A 1,138-nucleotide genomic window follows, 5' to 3' on the forward strand; every position below is an offset into this window, starting at 1 on the left:
CCCCAAGGCACCGAGGTGTGGCTCCAATCCGTAATCACCATGAAATGATGCTCGACCCGAGCATGAAAGGCCTGGCCATGAAATTTTCCATTTTGCGCGGCGTTGCGTTTTACGCGGCCGCGTTGATCACGGCGGACAGTGCGTTCGCGGTCGTCGCGCAGGAGCCGCTGCTGTCCAGAACCGTGAACGTCCGGCCTAACATCGCGTTGGTGCTCGATACCTCGGGCTCCATGGACTGGGAATGCGTCTATGCCAAACATGTCAGCGCCGCGATGCTGGCTGAGTCCCCGGGCTCCACCAGCATCCCGGGCTTCCACGCGGATTGCATTAGCAGCGCCGACCCCCGTCAAAGCTCCCCTGTCAACAACCTGCTGTTTTACAACCCCAAAAAGGTCTATGGACCAGGTTATGTCGGAGGTGTTCTCCAGGCCAATGCGGCCGTGGGCAACTCCTCGGTCGTGACCATGTTCCTGCCTAAAGCAGGCAAGGATCCCACGACCTACACCACGTCCAATGCCATCAAGAACACGGCGGACTACGACAGCTATGAAGTGACGACCAGCAAGTTCAAGCTGAATGGGTCCAACACCTCCGGCAGCGGCAGCACCAACCCGTTTGGTCCGCACGGCGGCACCCGCACGGACTGCGCTGGTGCAACCTGCACGTTCAACGAGGAACGCCAGAACATCGCGAACTGGCGTGCCTACCACATAGATCGCCTCAGTTCGGCAAAAACAGGGTTGTCCGGGGCATTCGCAAGCCAAGCCGACAATTTTCGACTGGCCTACACAGACATAGACCCCCTAAACAACCTCAGTTCCATGAAGGACTTTGGCCTGGCCAAAAGTGCATTTTATTCGTGGCTTGATGCGCGCGTAGCCACCGGGGGCACGCCGCTGCGCGGCGCGCTTGACAAGGCCGGGAAGTACTACCAGAACAATGCCAACAATGGGCCCTGGGGATCCAAGCCCTGGGCCCCCCCCGCTGGCGAAACCGCAACCAGCCATTTATCCTGCCGTCGTTCATTCACCCTGTTGATCACCGATGGTTTTTACACGGATGCCGCCCCTGCAGGCATAGGTAATGTCGACGCGACCGTGGGACCAGCATATACCCATGCTCTGGATAACAGCAAAAC

The 1,138-nt window shown here is 58.9% G+C and carries 1 pseudogene; it reads left to right on the forward strand.

The annotated features are described in order from the left end of the window. Window positions 1–77: 77 nt before the first annotated feature. A pseudogene (locus AC1D0P_RS25895) lies at window positions 78–1,138 on the forward strand (hypothetical protein); the annotation flags it as partial.

This window comes from Polaromonas sp. P1_G2 (assembly GCF_056405515.1).